Origin of the sequence: Virgibacillus sp. 6R, assembly GCF_001895305.1 — a bacterium.
Taxonomy (GTDB): domain Bacteria; phylum Bacillota; class Bacilli; order Bacillales; family Amphibacillaceae; genus Virgibacillus; species Virgibacillus pantothenticus.
Genome location: NZ_CP017762.1, coordinates 2,587,495 through 2,602,272, shown reverse-complemented (window position 1 = coordinate 2,602,272; position 14,778 = coordinate 2,587,495). Strand labels below are relative to the sequence as shown.

Sequence of the window (14,778 nt, the reverse complement as noted above, 5' to 3'; positions counted from 1 at the left end):
TTTAAGTTTAAAAATGATTGGAGTAAGAACATATTTAGGTTTATTCAAAGAGGATTCGTACATGGAACTAACGAGCGTAAATGGATATCATTCCAATAAGGAGGTGTTCAATTTTATTGGAAAGATTTTTTACGCTCTCTCATAACCTTTTTTCGTTATTTTTGACTAGTTATGTTCCAGTCCCCAAAAAAGAAAAATAGTGGGTAAAAATAATTCGGCGATGACTTTACCCACAAATCTTAGTATGTAATGAATGTCTATTTTACACAGTTCAATCGTTTAACCTTTTCTTTATTTTTAATCTCCCCGGCCAAATGCTTTTGTGTCAATATTCTCCTTATCAAGAAATTCTTCTATTTTTCCCTGCTCTCTTCCATTCACCACACGAGTTTTATCTTTTATCGATTTCATGTCTATATCAGGGAAACTCCCGTCACTTGCTTCATCTACTATATTATCGATTGTTTCATTTAATTCGTGTATAAACTCATTTGAAGCTGTAATATAACGACTAATTCTTTCAGACTCTTCTTGATAACCTTCAGGCAAGGTATTATTTGAGATATAATTAGAGAAATTCTCATCATTTTCTTTTACAAGCTTGTTAATTCTGTTCAATTTATCCAATTCACTTTTATGTAATTCCTGATCTTCATCCCATAGGAACTCTTCAAATGGATAACTGGCATTATCTAATTCTTCACTGCTGTCTAAATATACTTTTATGCTTTGTTTCATTTCTTCTTCGTCAATAACACGATTATTTTTTTCAGAGGTGAAAATAGTATTAGGAATTTTCACGTCCTTTATAAGAGGAGTGCCATCTTCTTCTGAAACGTCTATGTCTTCTTCGGGGGAACATGCACTCAATAACAAAACAATTAAAAAGCTATAAAAGATTCTTTTCATATTAGTTTCTCCCCCTTAAAAATAGATATGTTCCATTTCCAGTGTTTAATAAATAATCTAACAACAGATTCCCTAACCGATTTTCCAATATAATAGCCCAGTATTGCTAATAATGAACCTAAAATAAAACCTTTTACAACCTGAAATACATCGTCCACTCCAATTGTATGAAATCCATTAACAAATCCTATTACAATTAAGATAACTGGAGATAGAATCATAATTGGTACACCAATTATATAAGCTAATATAAATGGCATACATAATAACAAAATAAATAAACTCACTATAGTAATGATGCAATTCGCTACACTCAATCCTATCATTGACAACAGTGCTGTAAACATACTTTTTATATTTTTTTTCTCTTCTACTTTATTTATAGCATAAACAGTGCTTAATTCTTTAGCAATCTTTTCGGGTTTTCCTAACTCTCTACTTATTTCCTCCTCACTTTTATTCTCATTACCTCCATCAACAAAACGCATACTATATTCATCTACAATATGTTTTTTTTCTTTTACAGACATATATTTCAGTTTATTTTTAAGCAATTTCAAAAAATTATGTTTGTTCAAGTGTATCCTTCTCCCCGTCATATTAATAAGACTATTAATTCTAGTACACTCTTTTATCAAATTGAACGTTCATAATTTATAATGTCAGTATAGCTTCGTCGTTTTTCGTGAATTATAATAACTTTTCTAAATTATTATCTGCATTTCCATCCACAATAATAATATTTAGATCGTACAAAAGCGTTCCTTTATAGTGAAGTTAAATAACAATATCGCATAAATAAAAGACGAACGGCCCATAAGAATGAAACCAATCCAAATTTTAAACTTTTTAACAAGTTATTCGTCGTACTATGATTCTGGCACACTTTTCATTGGCTTTCACCGTGAATCAATTTATGAATTACCTTAAACCGCTTGCATCAATGAAAATTAAGAATTCAATGACACACAGAAACTTTGACGTGATAACTTACTGGATAGCAGCCAGTCATAATTCGTGTGTTCTTAACTACTTAAATCTTTAAATAATTGCTGCAAAGTTAGACGATGTTAAACAAGAGGAAAAAGACGTACAAAAGACATTACTAGATCAGAACCAATCATTTGCAGATTATGTGATAGAAATTTAAAATATGTAATCTAATTTGGATGTCGCCTCTTTGAAGATGGATTACAACTGGCGAAAGTTTTTCCATCAGGAATTGGAAATCCCGAATACCATTTGATTTGGCATACCTCCCCATCAAAAACAAGAGCTCCTTATTAAACAAGCAATGATTTGTTCAGTTGGTCTAAAGCCCATTCTGCAGTGAAGAGCTGTAGCAGTTTTGGACATATTCACCACCTCTTCTAAAAGAACCACTGCTTACAACAAAAAAAAGCAGCGTTATACCTGTATAAAGCTCACTGTTAACTTCTCAAAATTCCACTGATTTAGAACGAAGCAAAGCTGGTGAGAGTAATATCTAAAACATAGGAAATCTCGTAGAAGTGTACGGCAACGAAAAAGATATGGATCTGATTATGTATGGCGATGTAAAGAAATACTTACAGTTTGACTTAATTTGGAAGCCACCCACTTGCCGGAAGCCTCTATTGGTATGGAGTAAATTAAAGTTGACCCGATAACTTAAAAAAACAAGTAACGTAATGAAGGACATATACCCATTTTCTCTTTGTACGATGAATAGGCTCAGAACTCAATCAGGAATTAGCGAGTTTCTTCCATATTATTTGGAAGTCCATAAACCGCTTTAAAGCAACTTTTTCCCGGTTTGTATTTCATGGGATTTTAACGGATTTTTCGTAAAGGGTATTCAAAAAGGTATCTAAAAAATACGCTGGCAGACTATATACAGGGAACCTATTTGGCTTGTTTTTTAGATTTTCTGCTCAATTCATTATAAGAATTGGAATATCCTATTTGCTTGTGTTTCTAACCTTTGTTGCTGCTTTTTAAAACGACTTCTCAAAGAAAACATTTACTGCTACACAGATATCCCCATATTACTAAAGAGCGATGCGGTATAGCTTCCTAGTTTTATTCTTATCCTCCAGTAACATGCTTATCCACCGGTGATGACCATAATAACGGTTGAATGATGGGCGATCGTATTTCAGCTACGCATCAATAAATGCTTCGAGAGTTGTAATGATGCAATCTTATACATATAATCACCTGCTTTTGATTTTAAACGAAAAACAAATGAGCATACGATGCAAACTATTTAATAAGCTATCAAACCATCACACCAGTATTTATCAAACTTTAATTTAAAAAACTGATTTACCATCACTTGTGATACGATTCACCGTCACGTTCCTAAATGAGCTTTTTTACAAAAAAGAATTGCCGATATGCTTAATTAAGCATATCGGCAATAGATATTTATCTTTTCTTCAGCCCTATTATACACATCCCCAAAAATTATTCTACTCCCTTTATTATGATAATTGGATCACCTATTTGGATAGTCTCACTGACTTTTATTACTTCAAATTCAGGAAATTCCTTATAATTTGTAACGATAATTGGCGTTACTGTTGATAAACCTTTGGCTTTTATTGCTGCAACATCAAATTTGACTAGTGGTTGACCTTTTTCTATTTTGTCTCCCACTTTTACAAGGGCTTCGAAGTGCTCACCCTCAAGTTGCACAGTATCAATTCCAATATGAATTAAAAGTTCCACTCCGTTATTTGAAGTTATTCCAATAGCATGTTTTGTTCGAAATAAGACTGCAATTTCTCCATCCACTGGCGCCTTTAAGATTCCTTCATTCGGTTCGATTGCAATCCCTCTACCAATGACTTCTGCTGAAAATGTTTTGTCAGGCACTTGATTCATAGGGATTACTTTTCCGGCTAAGGGACTAAAAACTTTTTCTCCCTCATTCAAATCAATTTTTGACTTTTTGCTGTTTTTCTGTTCCTTATTAGTAGTTTGGTTGTTCGTTAAATTTAATTCAAATTTAGAAAACATTGTAAAGGTAAAGCTTAAGATGAAACTTAAAATTATACCAATAAGAATTGCTGATAGTGCTGACATATTACCATTAGGAGCAACATAAGTTGGTAATGCAAAAACACTTGGTGCTACAAATGAATATGTTTTTACATGAAGTAGCACTGCAACACAACCAGCAATAGCACTTCCTGCCATAGCTGCATATAATGGTTTTTTTAGTTTTAACGTTACCCCATACATACCCGGCTCAGTAATTCCGAAGATCGCTGACAAGCCAGTTGAGAATGTAATCGAACGTTGCTCAGAGGACTTTGATTTTACAAACACAGCTAAAATTGCTCCGGCTTGGGCCATGTTACTTATTAATGCAAATGGTAACCAAAAGTTATCAAAGCCATTCGTAGCAATACTTTGAATTGCTGCTGGCATAAACGCATAGTGCATTCCTGTCATCACTATAAATGGATTAAATCCTGCAAGTAGCAAACCAGCCAAAGGACCTACTGTTGAAAATAACCAAATTAAACCTTTTGATAAATACTCTCCAATGTAAAAGCCTAGTGGGGCAATTACAATTAACACAATAGGCACTGTAATGGCTAAAACTAAAACGGATGATAGAATGGCTTTTAGCATTGAAGGCATCACTTTGTTAACTGCTTTATTAATATAGCTCATTAACCAAACCCCTAAAATAATAGGAATGACGGACGAACTATAGCTTAAATAAGGTACATCAAAAACCAAAAATTTCATTGGCTCCAAGCCTTTAGCAGCTCCATTAATCAAAGTTGGATACAGTAAGACTCCAGCCAAACACAATGCAATAAACTCATTGACATTGAATTTTCTTGCTGAAGACACAGCCAATAGGAATGGTAAAAAGTAAAAAGCTGCATCTGATATCATTGTGAATACTTGGAAAATGCCACTTGTTTCCGATATCAGTTTAGTAAGGGGAATTAATGCCAAGACAACTTTCATCATACCAGCGCCAATAATAGCTGGTAAAATTGGTGAAAAGATCGCTGAAATGACTTCAAAAACCCCATTAATTTTATTTTTAATGCCTTTTTTTGGTGTTGATTTTTCAGGTGTTGCTTGTTTTTTAACTTGACCAATTAAACGATTAATTTCATCGGCTACACTATCGACATTATTTCCGATGATAATTTGAAATTGTGATGGTGTAACTTGAATATCCATAATACCATCTAATTTCTTTAGTTCGTCTATTTGGGGTAAAGTGTTATCTACTAAATTAAAACGTAATCTTGTCATACAGTTCCACACTAAGTTGATATTATCTTTCCCGCCAACTAATGAAATAATGTTCTTTCCTAAACGTTTATAGTCCATCTTCTTCCTTCTCCCGTATCTATAAATTTTCTCCATTGGTTGCAATGACTTCCTTATACCAATTGAAGGATTTTTTCCTATAACGTTTTCCAGTTCCATTTCCTAAATTATCTATATCTACATAAACAAAACCATAACGTTTTTCCATTTCTTGCGTGGAAGCACTCACTAAATCTATTGGTCCCCAAGCACAGTAACCTATAATCTCAATACCATCTTCAATACACTCTTTTAACTGGATTAAATGATCTTTAATATACTCAATTCTATAGTCATCATCTACGGTTTCATTTTCTAATTTGTCATACATTCCTAACCCATTTTCGGCAATTAAGATTGGTTTTTGATAACGATCCCAATATTGAGAGAGGCAGTTATAGAATCCTTTGGAATCAATTGCCCATCCCCATGGACTGACTTGAACAAACGGATTTTTTTTGGCCGAACTGTACGTGTATGAAACATGCTGCTCTTTGCTTAACTCGCTGGATACCATTTGTGAAAAATAATAAGAAACAGCTAAGAAATCAAGTGTATTCTCTTTCAACAATGCTTCTTCTTCTTTAGTTATCTTTATATCAATTTCACTTTCATTAAAGAATCTTCTGATATAACCAGGATATGCGCCTCTAAACTGAACATCGGTATAGAAATAATTTAAACGATTGTGTTTCATAGCCAATAACACATTATCAGGGTGGGCATTTTCCGGATAAGCAGTTAAGTCAGCCAGCATTGTGCCAAATTTTATATCATACCCTTTTTCTTTGGCAAATTTTTTCAATAAGGCACTACCTACTATTTGGTTATGAACCCCTTGGTATTTTGCTTCTTCAAAGTTTTCAACGGTATCAATGCATGTCCCTATTGAAAGAAATGGTTCAATATGGAGTAAGTTAATTTGGTTGATTGGAATCCAATATTTTACTTTATCGTGATACCTTTCTATCAATGTTTGACCATATTTTTCAAAAAAATCAATGACACCTTTATCTTTCCAACCATGATATTTTTCTGTAATATACAAAGGAATTTCGTAATGTAAAATGGTTACAATTGGTTCCATACCATTTTTGATAACCTCATCAATAAAGTTATCGTAGAATTCTAGTCCTTTTTCATTGGGCGTATAGTCTTCTATACTAGGAAATATCCGAGCCCAGTTGATTGAAAAACGTAAAGTTTTAAATCCCATTTCTTTTAAATATTTTAAATCCTCTTTATACGTATGATAGAAGTCAATTCCATGTCTTTTAGGATAGTATCCATCTTTGTCATTGACTGCAAATTCTACATCTGCTTGAGTCATATTTGCCGTATGGAGCTTAGAATTATCCTTATCTGGGTTATAAATAAACAAATCTGATAAGCCAATACTTTTACCATCTTCATTCCAAGCCCCCTCTATTTGATTGGCCGCAATGGCTCCTCCCCATAAAAAATTCTCTGGAAATCCTTTAATGTTGTTCATCTTTTTTTCTCCTTTCATAAAGAAAACTTGGTTTTTATAATAATGGAAGTCCTCGTTTTGAAAAAAGGACTTGTCCCTTTGCCCATAGAAAATTTGATATAAAAAAATACCTAAAATAGCATAGAAGAAATCTCTATGTTATCCTAGGTATCGCCTGCACTACCAGTAACAATCCATGTAGTTATTCTTTAGTTGTTAATTTATAAATATAAACGAATAAATAAAACTTTTCATCTTCATTTATGGTTACTTCTTGTGTTTTTTGCATATACTCAGAAATTTTTTCAACACAATCATAGATTTTGGGTGTATTCATCCTTAATGACTGTAGCATCACATTCGTTTGTGAATTGTGTTCTTCTTCATTTGAATCAATGCTTCGTTTAATAAAGTATTTTAAGTGAGTAATAAAGCGATCATAAGAAATTGATGACGTATCCAATTGAATGGAAAAATGAAATTCTATTATCCGCAATATTTCTTTGATCATTTTGGGAATCTTCATTGTTTCATTAATTGTAATCTGTCCTTGTTGGGCATTTACAAAATGCAAGGCAATAAACCCTGCCTCATCTTTTGCTAGCTTTGTTCCAGTTGATTCAAATATCAATTGTAAAGCAAGCATAGCTGCCTCGTATTCTTTCGGATAGATTTTTTGAATCTCATTTAATAAAGGGTTACTGATATCTGTACCGGATTTATGTCGCTTAAAAGCGTAATATAAATGATCTGACAGTGACAAATACAAATAATCATTTAATTGAACCTTTAACAAATTCTCTGTAAGTTCTATAATATCCTTGGTTAATTCGAGTTGTTCTTTAGGGATATCTGACAAGAAATCGTAGACTGTTTCTCGATTATAGTCATTATCTATTACGAAAGTTTTCTCGATCTTGTCCTTATTAATTGTATCTCCTGGACTTACTCCAAAACCAAGACCATTCCCAATTAAAATGACTTCTTGACTTTTATCATTAAGTGACATAATAACATTATTATTAAATTTTTTTATAATTTTCACTGTCATCACCACCTAAATACAAAAAATGCACACAATCCTAAAAACACAAATACAGTGAACTAAAAAGTTAGTTTCCTGATTTCTTTTTTTTAGGTATCGCCTGCATGACCAGTAACAATCCATTAAAATATGAGTTTACCCTATTAATATAATCGATAAAAAGAGAAAAGTCAATCTCCACTGTAGGACTATTTCTATGTTAATGCATTCTCTGCATATCTTACGTCATTTATAATATATGGATCCCTGCATTTGATTCCTTAAAATCTCATTTACTTATGATACGATTCACCGTGACTATTTAAGAGACAAAAAAACAAGCATTGGGATGTAATTCTCAATGCTGTTTTCTTGTAACTAACAAACTACCCTTTATATTTAACAATAAATAGTGTTGGTCAGGGGTAACATAGTACTTGAAACACTATTATATCAACATTTTCCAAGTGCTATGTGTAAAAATTAATCAATCTCTTTCTGTACAGTTGAAAAACCAAAAGCACATTAACGTTATTAGTACTATAGAAATTAATACGTTCTTTTACAAGCCTTACCAACAAATTGATAGCCGAAGAGTTGTTATTTTATACTCCAACACTTATTTTGATAATCCAGCTAACAATTCATTTGTTGTTAGAGTTCTTTAGCGTTTTGACATTATATAAAGAAGCTATTTATCTATCCTTTAATTCAGGAGCAAACGAACGTTCCCATAGAAAAAGCCTACCCGTAAGAGAGTAGGCGATCTAAAATACAGTTAATTAAACTAATACCATCTTTTTCAAACTACTTCAACCTCCAAAAAGTCACAACCTGTAATGTTATTTTCTTCTACTAATTTCTTGAAGGTTTCGGAGACGAATATTGGAATTCCTTTATCTTTTAACTTAAATATATGTTTTCCGTTAATCTTATTTTCATTTAACGCAAATTTGGTAATGTCATATATTTTTTCGTCTTCCAATTCAAAAATAGTATATGTTGAACGTTCATAGTTAATAACATCAACTACATCCAGCAATTTTGTTAATTCCGGCCGATTAAGTATCTCGCCAGTGTAATCATCATCTACATATTTTAGAATATTTATTTGTTCCCGAAAATTCCATGCAGTCATTATCTGTTCTTCCCGTTGACACCCTTACATACACTGCTATCATCGTTTCGCATCTTCTCCCTTCCGTATGCCTCGAATAGATATCGGTAACATTCCTGGATGACTTTATCATAATGGGGTCCTTTGATGACTTTAATCTTCAAGCTGCACCACCCCTTCAACAGAAGATATGTGGCACAGCCTGTAGAAATCCAGGGGCGTACAAAGTTCAGGGTTACAGAAACATTTGTTCTTTTCTATGAAAAAGAAAAACCTTGAAAGGCTTGGCAGATCAAGGTTTTAATTACTAAGAGTTATTTTGTTCGTCTTCTCCATATAAACTATTTAGGAATTCTTCAATGTTATTGGCTAAAAAATACATATTACTCATATCATCAGAATTTTCTGGTTCCTGCTCATGATCCCAGAAGTAAATTTTTTCATAATATGGTTCCTTAGTGCCTAAGCATATAGCATTACCTGCTGGGTCATCTCCAATTGGAATAAATCCCGCCGGTAACCTTTCGTCCATTATATCTATAAAATCAGCCAGATTATCATACATATCACCGATTCCGTAAAATACATTCAATACACTTCGGCCTTGTTCGCCCGATATCGTGAATAAGTTAGGAGCTACTTTTCCACCATTCCATTTTAATAAAAATATCTTATATAATTTTGTAAGTTTAACATTATATTCAATTTCAAATTTCTCTATTTGTTCTAACGAAAGATTTTTATGTGAACCAAAAATTTCCGCCATATATATAACCCTCCTATTTATTTTCTATTAACGACGCTAATTCCACCGGTATGAGTAAATTCCCTATGAATTTTTTTGTCAACAAGAATCATTGTTCTTCCGTCTTGATGATGATGCCAAGTATAACCTTCAGGCGCTTCGTATAAAGAAGCGACCGGTGGATCGGAATCTTTGCTTAATCCCGCTTTTATATTAGAGTTTTTATAATCTAAAGGCCGATTCGTTGGATTTGCAAATTCAACTTCTACTGGCTTGACAGTTGGATGTGAAAACTCTGTAAAATCAGGATACCCCCCAGGATATCCTACAGTTTGACCTTTCTTGTTTGTATATACCCAGACCCCATCTTCATCTATTTTTACAGTTCCACCCTTTTTTATCCACTTATCTGGAGCAGGAGAATATAAAGGTTTAGTAGCAAGCTGCTCTTTTGTAAAGCTTACAACTTGTTTTCTATCCTTCTGCACTGTATGTTTACTGTTCTGTTGATAACCTTTAAGTGCACTTTCACTATCATTAGGGTTAACCTTATAGATGTCTTTTTCGTTTTTAAGATTGTTGTTATTCTTTTTTAAATCACTACTTCCCTTACTCACTGTATAGTGATAGCCGCCTCTCGTATCACTAACTACATTGACTTTAGGTATTTGTGTTCTCATCCATTCCTTTATATTCAACATCGTAGGAATTTTTAGAGAGGACCTTGTATACGTATTATTTTTAGAAATTACTTCTCCAACGTCGTTTTGGTCCGCAAACTTACTACCAGATTTTGGCTTAGAAAGGAACGACTTTGTACCAAAAACCGTTGAAAACAAACCAAAACTAGATAACCAATGTTCTTTGGAATACGTTTCTTCAGGACTTATTGTCCCATGCATCATGTCTACTCCACCAACAGTAAGCCAGTTAACAAAGTCTTTTGGTGTATTCAACATATTTTCTGCCCGGACCTGAAGACCTTTTGAAAAGTCCTGTCCCGTATTCAATGCACCAAAAGTAATATAATTTCCAAAATCATAAAAAGAGTCGAATTTAGCTTCATTTCTATCCTCTGCTGCTTTTACTACATCCGAACCTATCTCTTGAAACGCTTGAGCAGACTTTTGAAATGCATTTTGCCTCCGATCATCTGGAATTGATGATACCAATTCGTACGTCACGGAACCATCAGATTCTTTAAACTCACGGACTTTTCTACCATCAATTAGCGTATAGTATACACCATGCCATTCTTTCTTATAGTCAGAAACCTTTACTCTAGAAACCACTTGGTGTTCAATGGTAGTAAATTCTCCTGTAGTTAAACGGTCACCTGATGCTGCTACAGCTGCATGCATAGCCCGGTAACTATAATCCATGGTTTTCAGTCCAAAATGTTTCTGCAAATACTGAATAGGAATAGCAGCAAATCGATTATACCTAAAGAGTAGAAGCTTGCCTACTTCGCCAAGCACTGCCTCAAGCCCAATTGCGTTTCTCACAGCTTTATTCTTGATACCAGATATAAGTTCTTTATGAAACTTTTGATCAGCTAACTGTCTAGCTTGGTACTTATCAACACATAACTTTCCATTGTTTCCTAGCTCACGGATTTGACTAATATAATTCTTCATCGTTCGTATATCTTGTTCTACGGGTTCTAGCTTAGCTGTATTATGGCGATCAAAAGCGTGGAGCTTCTCTATCGTCTGACGGTTCAGCTTTTTCGCATGCTGTACTTTATCTAGGAATTCCCCATCGTCTATATTGGGAATGTTAACAATATCTTTGACCGAGTGAAGAACGGCATTTGCCTCATCCGTTAACGCCATGGTAATCTGTTCCATTCGCTCAAAGCCTCGTTGCACATCTTGAGAAAGAAAATCCTCACGAATAACCCCATCTTTGTTTGGTTCCATGTCCTGAATCGACTTTTTCATTTCCTGTAAGGTATCGGAGTAATTCGTAATAAAACCTTCTAGGAACAACAGAAACGGCATGTGCACCTCTTGATAGAATGTTCGAATAGAATTTGCCGTTTTTCCTTTAAACGCATCCTCCAAAGCTATCATACCCTCTATGCTTTTCTGGATGTTTTTTACTCGTGTATGTATTTGTTCAAGCTGCGATATGGTTTTGTCAATATAGCTATGAAGGTCGCTCACATAAAGCGCCTTAATGAACATCTCCTCCATCCCCATTGTAATAAATTCAATGTAACCCCTTTAGTTGCATTATACTAAAAGTAAAAAATATATGGAATTGTTTATGGAAAAAATACCACCTCCCGTAACTCGTTTCGATTATAGTTACAGGAAGTGGAGTGGTTTTGGTGTGGAGAAACGGTCCCTAATTCATGAGCCACATCAAACTGACGTCTGTAAAAAGACTTATTATTTCCTAAAACAATAGTGTAATAAGATTTTCCATTTACTTCTTGATTAGATCCGAAAGCGTCAATAGTTCTCTTTTTAATATTCAAGGCTGCTAAAACGAAGTCTTTTTTTCTAAAAGCCGTACTATATTTTTTATAGGTTTGTCAACAAGTCCCCAATAATTCCGGAATTTTTAGTAACGTATTCTACAGTAATATAGATAGCTTTTTAAAGGACATTCCTTTTTTAAATATTGCTCTAACTAAAAGGAAAACAATCAACAACTGCCCTTTTGCTCCTGAACGCAATTCTTTTCCAATGATATTTCCTTTGTCATCTGCACCCATCATGAGTTTAGTTTCAACTTCTTTCATTGGCTGCAAGTCAGAATAACTACTGGATGGACTGATGAGGGAAAGCAAATTATGAATACCTTGATTATTTCACTTCCAGACAAGAAGCAATGGTATCATTGGCTGATTACAACAGCAATCCATATGATTTATCTGCCGGTAAGATCACTTTCAAAGAAGTGTACGAACGATTAAAGAAAGAACGGTTCCCGAAAATATCAAAATCAAATCAAAGTGGCTATGAAATGGCCTTTAACCGCTCGGAGTCTTTACATGACTTAAATTCGTAGATATTAGGAAGGCGCATTTGCAGGCAGTTATCCATAACTGTGATAAATCACACGGCACAAAGAGAAAAATAAAAGTGCTGTTTAATCAGATGTATAAATTCGCTATGGAAAATGATCTAACTCATAAAGACTACGCTAGGTTTGTAGAGTTACCTAGAGATAACACGAAAAGTTCTAGGCAACCATTTAACTAGGATGAGATTAAAAAGTTATAGGAAAACGTCGATAGATTAGATTTTATCGACACGGTCTTGATCATGATCTATACAGGTTTACGACCGGGAGACTTAGTTGAAGTAAAGAACGAAAACATTCATCTTGATAAAAGGTACTTCCGGGGAGGTTTTAAAACAGAAGCTGGAACAAACCGAGTAATCCCCATTCACAAAAAAATACATTCACTTATCGAAGCTCGCATGGATCCAAAGAAGGAATATCTCGTCATTAATCATGAAAACAACAAAATGAGTTGCTACGTCTACTATCACGAAAAATGGAAGAAGATCATGGAGCAATTAGAAATGGATCATAAACCTCATGACTGTAGACACACATTTGCAACACTCATGGATAACGCCGGCGCGAACAAGTTGTCAATCAAACGAATTATGGGACATGCATCCAAGGATATTACAGATAAAGTATATACACACAAGGATATTGAACAGCTGCTTATAGCGATTGACACGCTTAAATAAGCAGCTTTTTCTTTCATAATCCATGTATATTACCTGTATATTACGTGTGCGATTTTTCAGCGTTTTAAACGGTTCTTTGTCAAATGTGGTGGTGGAAATTAATCTCCACCATCTCTTTTTAGTTAGTCTTAAATTAATTTGTTAACCTCTTGTTGCCATAGTATTTTATTCTTCAATCTTGAAAAATTTTTAATGCCATAGGACTTACGTTTCAACACCTTTATCTTGTTGTTTATCCCTTCTATATATCCATTGTTAAAAGGATACATCAATGATGGAAGGATTTCTGTCTTCCATCGCTGAAACGTATGATAAACACGTTGAAATGAATCCATACCTGATTCTTTTAATGTCTGCATACATGCTTCTAATCCAGCTTTAGTTGTATCCTTATCGCTTTCCTTAAACCATTGATCTAACTTATTCTTAAGTGCATATGCTTTTTGTAATCTAGGATCAATCTCAAGAAGTTTTTGTACCTTTTCTGACTCTTCTTCATCCAGTTTATATACCGATTTCCATAACAGTTTTTTACTACGTTTCATCAGGATACGTGGCTTTTTATCCAATTCCCTTTGAACTTCTCAGCGTACTTCATCGAATGCCCAATACACTTGCCTCATATAGTGAAATCGATCCGCAATAATGAATGGATTCCCTAATGCTTTTTGTACAGCTTGTTTAAAGGATTTAGACAAATCAATAACGACGATTTGGACTTTACTCGTATCACGTGATTGTAAATACTCTTTTATGATATCTACTTTTCTATCCGGTAAAATATCGATGATTTCTTTATTCTCCACATCTGCAACGATCGTTTGAAACCTCTCTCCTCCTGCATCTCCTTTAAACTCATCAATGGCTATAGCACGTGGTAGAACCTTCTTTGTTTGCAGAGGATGACGATCAACCAAACGGATTAACCGATTCGTTGTCATACCAGATAAACGAGCTGCATCCGTAAATGAACCGATTGCCGAGTAAGTTCGTGCGCTCATTTGTAATGAATTGGTGCACCTTTGATAACGATCCACCATTTGTAAATGTTCATAAAAGGTATGGTGGCAATGGGTACATAGATATCTTCTTTTTCGCAGAGCAATCTTCACGGATGTATTGGATAGATTTGGTCCTTGGATCAACTGCTTTCGGTAGCTGTGCACTCGCTTTGTTTTCGCTTTACAGGATGGACATGTTTGCTTTTTAATCTTTGTATAAAGCTCTACCAATAATTTCGTGGGTTCTTCTTTTACATCCCATACTTCTACTTGTTTATCTTTTATCCCCAATAAATCTATGATAAGATGATATTGCACTCTTCCCCTCTCCTTTACCTTTTGTGTCTGCAACTCAAGGTTATCAAAAAAGAGGGGAATGAGTGTGTTTTTTTGCATCTTTCTGCGCATTGGCACAATAAGGAGTACCACCACATTTAGTTTAGAGCCTTTTAAACAAACTTATAAA

Annotated in this window: 12 protein-coding genes and 1 pseudogene; 2 read left to right on the top strand and 11 right to left on the bottom strand. The window is 34.1% G+C overall.

Going from position 1 to position 14,778, the window contains the following annotated elements; genetic code table 11:
• Positions 1–297: 297 nt before the first annotated feature.
• The 10 genes from BKP57_RS11810 to BKP57_RS21705 all read right to left on the bottom strand — a co-directional run bounded on the left by BKP57_RS11810 (position 298) and on the right by BKP57_RS21705 (position 12,344).
• Positions 298–909 carry an NDxxF motif lipoprotein gene (locus BKP57_RS11810; protein WP_050349594.1) on the bottom strand — a complete coding sequence of 204 codons (612 nt, stop codon included), beginning with the start codon at positions 907–909 and terminating at the stop codon, positions 298–300.
• Positions 906–1,487: an HAAS signaling domain-containing protein gene (locus BKP57_RS11805; RefSeq protein ID WP_072741564.1), complete on the bottom strand. Its 582-nt coding sequence runs from the start codon at positions 1,485–1,487 to the stop codon at positions 906–908. The genes BKP57_RS11810 and BKP57_RS11805 overlap by 4 nt, the downstream gene beginning before the upstream one ends.
• A gap of 1,870 nt (positions 1,488–3,357) precedes the next feature.
• Complete coding sequence (locus tag BKP57_RS11800) at positions 3,358–5,256, bottom strand: beta-glucoside-specific PTS transporter subunit IIABC (RefSeq protein WP_050349598.1); 1,899 nt, start codon at positions 5,254–5,256, stop codon at positions 3,358–3,360.
• A gap of 19 nt (positions 5,257–5,275) precedes the next feature.
• Positions 5,276–6,727, bottom strand: a complete 1,452-nt coding sequence (locus BKP57_RS11795) for a glycoside hydrolase family 1 protein (protein ID WP_128743224.1) — start codon at positions 6,725–6,727, stop codon at positions 5,276–5,278.
• Between the two features lie 181 nt (positions 6,728–6,908).
• Positions 6,909–7,757, bottom strand: coding sequence for a PRD domain-containing protein (locus BKP57_RS11790; protein ID WP_082240821.1), 849 nt, complete (start codon positions 7,755–7,757; stop codon positions 6,909–6,911).
• Positions 7,758–8,532: 775 nt separating this feature from the next.
• Entirely contained in the window at positions 8,533–8,868 is a 336-nt protein-coding gene (locus BKP57_RS11785) for an imm11 family protein (RefSeq protein WP_050349600.1), read from the bottom strand.
• A 286-nt stretch (positions 8,869–9,154) separates the two neighbouring features.
• Complete coding sequence (locus tag BKP57_RS11780) at positions 9,155–9,613, bottom strand: SMI1/KNR4 family protein (protein ID WP_050349601.1); 459 nt, start codon at positions 9,611–9,613, stop codon at positions 9,155–9,157.
• Between the two features lie 17 nt (positions 9,614–9,630).
• The gene (locus BKP57_RS21710) at positions 9,631–11,790 is read right to left on the bottom strand and encodes a T7SS effector LXG polymorphic toxin (protein ID WP_198034990.1); all 2,160 of its coding nucleotides are present in this window, start codon (positions 11,788–11,790) and stop codon (positions 9,631–9,633) included.
• 71 nt (positions 11,791–11,861) lie between these two features.
• Positions 11,862–12,077: an ImmA/IrrE family metallo-endopeptidase gene (locus tag BKP57_RS23435; RefSeq protein ID WP_128743226.1), complete on the bottom strand. Its 216-nt coding sequence runs from the start codon at positions 12,075–12,077 to the stop codon at positions 11,862–11,864.
• A gap of 99 nt (positions 12,078–12,176) precedes the next feature.
• The gene (locus tag BKP57_RS21705; protein ID WP_156875315.1) at positions 12,177–12,344 is read right to left on the bottom strand and encodes a hypothetical protein; all 168 of its coding nucleotides are present in this window, start codon (positions 12,342–12,344) and stop codon (positions 12,177–12,179) included.
• Between the two features lie 89 nt (positions 12,345–12,433).
• On the opposite strand from BKP57_RS21705, the gene BKP57_RS22855 reads away from it, so the two are divergent.
• Both BKP57_RS22855 and BKP57_RS22850 read left to right on the top strand, forming a co-directional pair.
• The gene (locus BKP57_RS22855) at positions 12,434–12,613 is read left to right on the top strand and encodes a hypothetical protein (protein WP_128743228.1); all 180 of its coding nucleotides are present in this window, start codon (positions 12,434–12,436) and stop codon (positions 12,611–12,613) included.
• A gap of 257 nt (positions 12,614–12,870) precedes the next feature.
• Positions 12,871–13,311 (top strand): tyrosine-type recombinase/integrase, encoded by a 441-nt coding sequence (locus BKP57_RS22850; protein WP_232231420.1) that lies wholly within the window; start codon positions 12,871–12,873, stop codon positions 13,309–13,311.
• Positions 13,312–13,439: 128 nt separating this feature from the next.
• Here the strand turns inward: BKP57_RS22850 and BKP57_RS11760 are convergent.
• Positions 13,440–14,630, bottom strand: a pseudogene (locus tag BKP57_RS11760) (ISL3 family transposase).
• Positions 14,631–14,778 lie beyond the last annotated feature (148 nt).

Bases quoted from the DNA above. Each gene is read 5' to 3' on its own strand.
- BKP57_RS11810 (WP_050349594.1), bottom strand. From the start codon at position 909: ATGAAAAGAATCTTTTATAGCTTTTTAATTGTTTTGTTATTGAGTGCA.
- BKP57_RS11800 (WP_050349598.1), bottom strand. From the start codon at position 5,256: ATGGACTATAAACGTTTAGGAAAGAACATTATTTCATTAGTTGGCGGG.
- BKP57_RS11795 (WP_128743224.1), bottom strand. From the start codon at position 6,727: ATGAACAACATTAAAGGATTTCCAGAGAATTTTTTATGGGGAGGAGCC.
- BKP57_RS11790 (WP_082240821.1), bottom strand. From the start codon at position 7,757: ATGACAGTGAAAATTATAAAAAAATTTAATAATAATGTTATTATGTCA.
- BKP57_RS11785 (WP_050349600.1), bottom strand. From the start codon at position 8,868: ATGACTGCATGGAATTTTCGGGAACAAATAAATATTCTAAAATATGTA.
- BKP57_RS11780 (WP_050349601.1), bottom strand. From the start codon at position 9,613: ATGGCGGAAATTTTTGGTTCACATAAAAATCTTTCGTTAGAACAAATA.
- BKP57_RS21710 (WP_198034990.1), bottom strand. From the start codon at position 11,790: ATGGAGGAGATGTTCATTAAGGCGCTTTATGTGAGCGACCTTCATAGC.
- BKP57_RS21705 (WP_156875315.1), bottom strand. From the start codon at position 12,344: ATGAAAGAAGTTGAAACTAAACTCATGATGGGTGCAGATGACAAAGGA.
- BKP57_RS22855 (WP_128743228.1), top strand. From the start codon at position 12,434: ATGGTATCATTGGCTGATTACAACAGCAATCCATATGATTTATCTGCC.
- BKP57_RS22850 (WP_232231420.1), top strand. From the start codon at position 12,871: ATGATCTATACAGGTTTACGACCGGGAGACTTAGTTGAAGTAAAGAAC.